Below are 7,544 nucleotides of genomic sequence, written 5' to 3'. Positions count from 1 at the left end.
CTGCTCGGGCGCGAGGGTGGCATCGACCGCCCGCACGTCTACTTGATGCAGCCCTACGATCCGAACAGGCGGATCATCGTCATGCTGCACGGACTGGCCAGCAGCCCTGAAGCCTGGGTGGAACTCGTCAACGAAATCCTGGGCGATGAGGCCCTGCGCCAGCATTACCAGATCTGGCAGGTCTACTACCCGACCAACATGCCAGTCGCGTTGAACCACGCCATGATTCGCAGGGCGCTCGGGGAGACGCTGACGCATTTCGACCCATCCGGCCAAGCGCCGGCGTCGTCCGACCTCGTGCTGGTGGGGCATAGCATGGGCGGGGTCATCGCGCGGTTGATGGTGTCGTCAACCGATCAATCGCTGGTGCAATTGGCTGCGGATCACAGTCGGTTGACGCCGCAGCAGATCAGGCGCATTGATCCCATGTTGCGCTTCGAGCCCTTCCCGAATGTCAGCAGTGCCATCTTCATCGCGGCGCCTCATCGGGGCACATCGGTCGCGGGTGGACGCCTGGGGCGCTGGATGGCGGGATTTATCCGCTTTCCCATTACGGTGCTCGAAGAACTCGCCCACACGCTGGTGCCCGATGCGGCTGCCAGCAGCCATGAAAGCCTGGGGCATATCCCCAATAGCGTCGACAATCTCGACGAAAACGATCCATTCGTGCGCACGGCTGCGGACTTTCCCATCTCTACCCAGGTGCGCTATCACTCGATCGTGGCCCAGGCCAATGCCGAAGTGGCCCTCGCTGATTCCGATGATGGTCTCGTGCCTTACCGCAGCGCTCATCTTCCCGGGGCGCAATCCGAGAAAATCATCATTTCAGGACACAGCGTGCAACAGAGCGCGGCGGCAGTGCTGGAAATCCAGCGCATTCTGAGAGAGGACATTGCTCTGCGGGAAGCGCATTTCATGCAGCCATAGACAACTGCCATCTGCTGTACGCAGCCGAGCTGATTTGGGCAAGCTTGGCGGATTCAAAAGTGAAGTGCAACACCTGCAACCCTGTAAGGTCCGCAGATGCAAAGCACCCCAAGACACTACCAGCAACTTCAGCCTGAAGAGCGCGTGACGTTGGCCAGTCTGGTCCAGCAAAAGTTCGGCATCAGAGAGATGGCCGGGATGCTCAACAGGTCTCCGAGCACCATCAGCCGCGAGTTGAGCCGCAACAGTGGCACAGAGGGCTACGCCAGCGCCCAGGCGCGTGAGCAAAGCACCCAGCGGCGCAAGGCTGCCCGCCCTGCCATCAAGCTCCATGCTGACGCCTTGTTGTTCGATGTGGTGTGCCACTACCGTTCCAACCATAGATCAGGTTAAATCGGCCGAAAGGTTCCAAGTCAGCTGGCCATGCGAAATGGTCAAAGATGCGATGCCCACGAATCTTGCTGATGCGATCGAGTTTCATTGGTCTCCCTGTGTCTGTTCAGAATATTAAGACACCCTCTGCTGACCTTGAGGGCAGCCCCCACCCATTTGAGCGTTAGTGCTGGTCGCTGCAAGTCGTGTAGACTTTTGCGACTAACTCGACTTCAGGCAAACCAACCAGCACCGCCCTTTCTTCATTGGCACGCACTGCGTGACCTTCGTTGACTATCGACCGGCAGAGACTTCGTCTATGTGCCGGATTGGATTAGCTCGTATCAACGAAAGGCAAGCCAATGAAAGTCGAGCTCAACGGGCAAAGCCCGACAACTGCTCCCACACATCACGTACCAACCCTTCACACAAGCCACTTCCGTGGTCAATGTGAAAAATTCCCGCAACGCATAAAAACTCTTATAAGAGTTTTACATACCATCTTTGGTGATTTCTCACCCCGAACGGGCCCAGCTCGTTCGCCCTCACCGGAGATGTACATGCGGATCAACGTGCGCCCTGCCGCATTCCCCTGCGCACAGGAAGGGGGGGCAGCATGACTGACCTCACCATCCCCAAGAAACATGGTCTGGCACAGACCAGCGCCACCGTCGCGCTCCAGGAGCGCATCGAATCCATCGCCTTCCAGTTACGACTGACAGCACCTGCCCGCCAGTACCTACACAAGTGTGTCAAGGACGGGCCATCACGTGATGTCTCTGGGCAACTGGGTAACGTCTGCTTCGACTTTCACAGTCACAAGATGAACGCTCGGCTGAGGCTCGAAAGCAGGCGGGGCGAGCATGTGCATGCCATCCTGCTCGAGAACGATCCAGAAGTGATCGCCTACTTCGCACAACCGCCCAACGTCACACTGGACATCAAGCGGGAAGACGGCATCGTCCGCTCCACGACCAACTACACGCCTGACATGCTCGTTGTGCGTGAAGCGGAAATCGTCATTGTGGAAACCAGGGACGATGCAAGGCTCATCCGAGCCATGGAGAAGAACCCTCATCAGTTTTACAAGGATGAGCAACACCGCTGGCGCTACCGCGCAGCCGAGGAGTTCTTCAGCCAGTTGGGGTTTCGGTTTGAGTTGCGCGCAAACAGTTCGCTACCAGCCATCCTGGTGGAGAACATGCGTTTTTTGGAGGATTACTGCAAAAATGACAGCCCTAAGCTGCCAGAACCGGTAGCAGCAGCCATCGAAGACCGTGTGCGAACACAGCGCATCGTCCCACTGGTCGCGCTGCTCAATGCCGGATTCTCTGCAGACGCTGTCTTCAAGTGCATTGCAGATCGGCGGATCTATGTAGATCTGACTTCAGACCGACTGGCATGCACACAAGATCTCGTCGTCTACTCCGACGTACACACGCAACAAGCGAATAAGGCCGTTGAAGCGGCCAAGCGTGAGCCACAACTCCCTATCCCGGGCACCTATGAGCTGAAGCCCAACAGCCGCGTAAGGTTCAACGGTAAGACCTACTTCGTTGTTCTCTGCGGCGAAAGAGATGTACTGCTTTCAGACGAGAACGGAGAGCAGTCTGCGCATGATCTCCAAGCGATTCTGGGCGGCCACAAGAACGGCATCGTTGAACTGGATCAGACGCCAAAAGGCAATAGAAATATCAGTTTTGCCGATGTACCGCCAGACGAGCTGAAACGAGCTCTCGGCAAGCTGGATGCCGTCCGCTCAGGAGACGATGCCAACTACTCCCAACGCAGCCTGGCTCGCTTTCGCGAGGCCATTACCCACGCTGACAACGACGTCGAAGCAATTCTTGCCCTGGTGGACAGCCGACAACATCGAGGCAATCGCAAATCCCGCATCAGCGATGCAAACAAAGCGCTAATCGAAAAGGCGATTGCCAAACATTACAACGACGAACGAAACACCAACAAGAAGGGTGCATGGGACAAGTATGTCGGTCTGTGCCAGGAGGAAACAGAGGACAACGGACAGCCTATGCGAGCGGTTTCGTACACAACTTTCTGCCGTCACGCGGAAGAGTTGGGTTCAACGCGAGCCAGAAAGGGCAAGCGTTCTGCTTACCAGTCCTCAGCGATACAGCAGGCACTGGATTGCTCCTTTCCAACACATGGTGTTCGACCTCATGAGATCTGCTACATCGATCACACCACAGCCAACATTGCACTAATTTCCCCTTCTGGCAACGAGCTTGGCAAACCAACACTGACGTTGGCGATCGATGGGCACACCGCGCAGACACGAGCCCTTTACCTCTCGTTCGATCCGCCCCGAACAGCTGTTGTGTTGATGGTGCTGCGTGACTACGTCCGGCGCCACAACAGACTACCAAGAGTACTGTCCGTTGACAACGGGAGCGACTTCCGCTCAAAGGAGCTCAGCGAGTTCTGCAAGCTGTACGGCATCGACTTGAGATTCAGAGCACCCGGGCAGCCAAGAGGCGGCGCGATGATCGAACGACTGCTGGGAGCAACCGAGGAAGAAGTGTTGTCGGAGTTGAAGGGCAACACCCGGATACTGCGTAACGACGCACGCCTCGTCACCAAGAGCGTGAACCCGTTTCGCTTTGCCGCGTGGACCTTACCCGGTCTATACGCCGTTCTGGAACATTACCTCTTCATCGAGCGTCCCGGTCGCCCACACCCCGCACTGGGTGTCACGCCAAACGAGTTCGAAGCACGCAGACTCAACGAGACAGGCGTCCGTGAGTTCAAAGGCGTGAAATTCGACGAAAACATCATGCTGCTAACCAGCCCTCACGCTGGCCGACCATTCCACAAGGTCGATCCACAAAGGGGAGTGTGGGTGGATGGCCTTTGGTACCAACACCCTGCACTACGAAAGGTGCGAAAGGGAAGCAAGGTGGAAGTACGTGTGGAGCCGTGGAATGCCAAAGTGGTCTACGTACAGGTCGCACAAGGCTGGGTCGCCGCCATTGGCAACGATCGCCGCTGGCTTTACCGTAATACGCGTCGAGAAATGGAGTTGGCGCTTCGAACCGAGAGGCGCAATGCCAAGCGTGAAGCAGCCAGAGCTCAGGTGAATCCAGCTCTACGTACCCACAGACAGAAGGCGTGGCAACCCATCGACTTCGATCCTCGCCTGGCTCTCATGCAGGCAGAAATGCGACACCTCTACGATTCAAAGGGCATGACGCTCGCCTTGCCGAAGGAGATTCCCGCAGATCTGGAGCGTAGCGATCCAGCAGTGGACACCCTCACACCTCCGACGTTCCGCGCCCTGACCAACAGTCAGATCGACCAGTTAGAACGGCCCCTCGAACCAAGGTTGTCTGAACTAGACAACTGCCCGGCAACTGCATCGATGAGCGACGACGAAATAGAAACGGCAGCTGCTGCCGTAATTGCGTCCGATATGACCGTCATCGAAGTCTACGAAGTAGTCGAACCAGCAATACCGGCAGGAACTCCAGCACGAGCTCCCAGTCTGCTTCAAAAGATTGGCCGGTTCCGCTAAATCGAAGGAAGGATCACAACCATGTCTGAAGATATCTGCGTCCCAAACACCCCCGACGAGAAATTACCTGCGGACGAGCTCATCTGGCAAACGTCTCATGCCGACATGCTCAAGCAAAGCAAGCTGTTCCGGAAGCGTTGGTACTACCTCCTCCAACTCTCTCACCGAGAACTCGAGCGTGTGGTCGGCGACTTACTTGAACTGATGGACCCTAACAATGACATCAAGATCGTGTCCATCATCGGCATGACAGGCATCGGCAAAACAACACTTGCCAAGGAACTGAGCTCGCTACTGGACAGCCATTACGGACCAACAGCAACGCCAGATCAGTGCCCAGTGCTGCACGTGAGCGCTCCGGCCAACGGTGAAAAATCACTCTCCTGGCGCATGCTCTATCGTCGGATTCTGGAGGCTGGAGCCGAACCAGAGATTGACCACAAACGGCCGTCCAAGGTCACAGAAGGCGAGCTACAAGGTGTTCGAGGCGATCGTCAATCGGTGGCGAGCTTACGCGGCCATGTCGAGAAGATGCTTCTTCGTCGCAAGGTGCGCGCACTGATTGTGGATGAAGCATTGCACCTGCTTCGCTTTTCCGAATACTCCGCCATCATGGACACACTGAAGAGCTTGGCCGACATCGGCGATACCAAGCTGGTGCTGATCGGAACACATCAGATCGCAGATTTGATGATCGAATACGGCCAAGTGGTTCGACGCAGCGAAATTGTCCACTACCAGAGGTACCAAGTCAGCTCGAAGAATGGCAAGGCCATGACCCCTGACGAGACTGAATACCGTGCGCAGCTTCAGAGGTTCCAAGAGCAATGGCCATGCCGTCAACGACCGAACCTGACCGCCATTTGGAAACCTCTGATGTTGGCGTCTCTTGGGTCAATCGGGCTAACCAAATCCATCCTGCTGCGCCTTCTGACTCTTCAAATGGATACAACAGATGAGCGACTCGACAAGGCCTTTTTCAGCAAGGCGATCAAGGGCGAAGTATCACTGAGCATCCTAGAGAAGGAGACCGTTGAGGGAGAGGCAAAACTCGCCGGCGCTTGCTATGGCGACGGTCAATTATCCGACGAGGCCCTCATGGCAGTAATGCGGCAGGAAGAACACGAGGTGGAACATGCTTGAGACGGTCATCTCACGCGCACAACCTGCATCAACACAGAAGCGCAAGGCCACACTTCTGTACAAGATCCCGCCAGAGGGACAGACCACTGCCCAGATCGAATCTTTGTACAGCCTGCTGCAAAGGCTGGCCCATGAGCACTCACTTCCACCAAGCAAGCTGGTCAACATCACCATGGCCAATGATCCTGACATCAGCTCAACGCTGGCGCCAAACAAGAAGGAGCAGCGCGTCATGCGCCGCATCTACCGGCAAGGATGGGGTTGGGGGTGGGGATGGGACAAGAACGCAGGCAACCTGATGATCGGGACAGGCCTTGGTGCCAAGAGTTGGGCTAAGGCACTGGAGATCGCGACTGGAAATCAGCAACTGGACCTCTGCACGCTGGCTGGCTTAACCAACCTGGTTTCGACCACCAAGCTCATCACCACGGAAGAACGTGTCTGCATCGACTGCCTACGGGAGGATCTAGCTGCCAGTCGAATGCCATACGAGCGACTGATGTGGCGGATGGGGCCGGTCTCGTGCTGTCCCGTGCACCGCAAGCCTTTGCTTCCCGCAAGATGCGGCAAGCCCCCCTCAGAAGCTCTAGATCCCTACCTTCGCGTCAAGCACTCTGGTGTTTGCGGAGGATGTGGCGCCCTCGGATTCTCGTGCATCCCAAAAAGTGCTGATACCTGCTCACCCTCAGAAATTTGGCGTGCAGAGCAATGTGCCCAGGTGTTGGTTGCACTAGGTACGAACTGGGTCCAATCTCCTACTCCGATGAAGCAACTTGTCCAGCAAAAGGCAGAGGATGCAGGAGGCGTCCAAGCGTACGCAGCCAAGGTAGGTGGCTCCAAGTCGATCTTCTCGAATTGGCTCAGAAAGCCCAACTCGCGAATGGCCATTGCACAGTTGCTGGACATCGCCTGGATCGAGGGAGTGTCTCTCGCATCTTTACTGCAAGGAGAATGGGTCCCCATAGAAATGCCCGAGAGCGATCGAAAGCCCTTGCGCAGACGCCGTGCCGTAAAGCGTGTTGATCATCAACGCCTGAGACAAGCCATGGCCGAAGCGATCACCCAGGGCAAAACTGCAAGCGAGGTTGCCAGAGCAATGCAAGTGGACTTGTCCACCATGCGGCGTCATGAAGACCTCTACATGCAGATGAGGGGGAACACGATCACTAACAAGCAGGCTGAAGATGAAAATCGGCGCACCATAGCGGTGTGCGAGGCTGAACAGATCGCCATCGATTTGATCCAGTCTGGGCAAACGCTCAGCTTGAGAAATGCCAGCGCAGCGGCTGGCACAAAGTGGTACCCGTCGCAACTCCGTGCCCAGGCGCTCAGGGCAATTGCAGCCACTCTCGAGAGCGGCAATACACCGAGTTCGCTGCGCATAGGCGCCACCACGCTGAGGTTGGCGACCGAGGCCGCTGAGAGGATTCGGATCAGATCCTGAATGTGACGGCCGTAGAGGGGGACACGCCACCAGCGAACTCCCCCTTTTAAGTGCATCGACCTCACAGCATGCCGAAACAAGGTTGCACACCTATCCAGAGACGCTCTGAAGGAACGTCTTGAAACC

At 56.6% G+C, this 7,544-nt stretch carries 5 protein-coding genes; all 5 read left to right on the top strand.

Translation table 11 applies throughout. From position 1 onward, the window contains the following. The coding region (locus tag ACE3PH_RS02595) for an esterase/lipase family protein (RefSeq protein ID WP_374316197.1) at positions 1-927 on the top strand (927 nt) is incomplete at its 5' end. Between the two features lie 96 nt (positions 928-1,023). After that, positions 1,024-1,320 carry a helix-turn-helix domain-containing protein gene (locus ACE3PH_RS02590; protein ID WP_374316195.1) on the top strand — a complete coding sequence of 99 codons (297 nt, stop codon included), beginning with the start codon at positions 1,024-1,026 and terminating at the stop codon, positions 1,318-1,320. A gap of 595 nt (positions 1,321-1,915) precedes the next feature. Beyond that, positions 1,916-4,831, top strand: coding sequence for a TnsA endonuclease N-terminal domain-containing protein (locus ACE3PH_RS02585; protein WP_374316193.1), 2,916 nt, complete (start codon positions 1,916-1,918; stop codon positions 4,829-4,831). 21 nt (positions 4,832-4,852) lie between these two features. After that, entirely contained in the window at positions 4,853-5,974 is a 1,122-nt protein-coding gene (locus tag ACE3PH_RS02580) for an AAA family ATPase (RefSeq protein ID WP_374316191.1), read from the top strand. Further along, entirely contained in the window at positions 5,967-7,418 is a 1,452-nt protein-coding gene (locus ACE3PH_RS02575; protein ID WP_374316189.1) for a TniQ family protein, read from the top strand. The genes ACE3PH_RS02580 and ACE3PH_RS02575 overlap by 8 nt, the downstream gene beginning before the upstream one ends. The last annotated feature ends 126 nt before the right edge of the window (positions 7,419-7,544 follow it).

The sequence above is a fragment of the Aquabacterium sp. genome (genome assembly GCF_041909175.1).
In the GTDB taxonomy this organism is placed as follows: Bacteria; Pseudomonadota; Gammaproteobacteria; order Burkholderiales; family Burkholderiaceae_C; genus Aquabacterium.
Note: the sequence above shows the minus strand (reverse complement) of the source record. Positions and strands in the feature narration are given on the sequence as shown.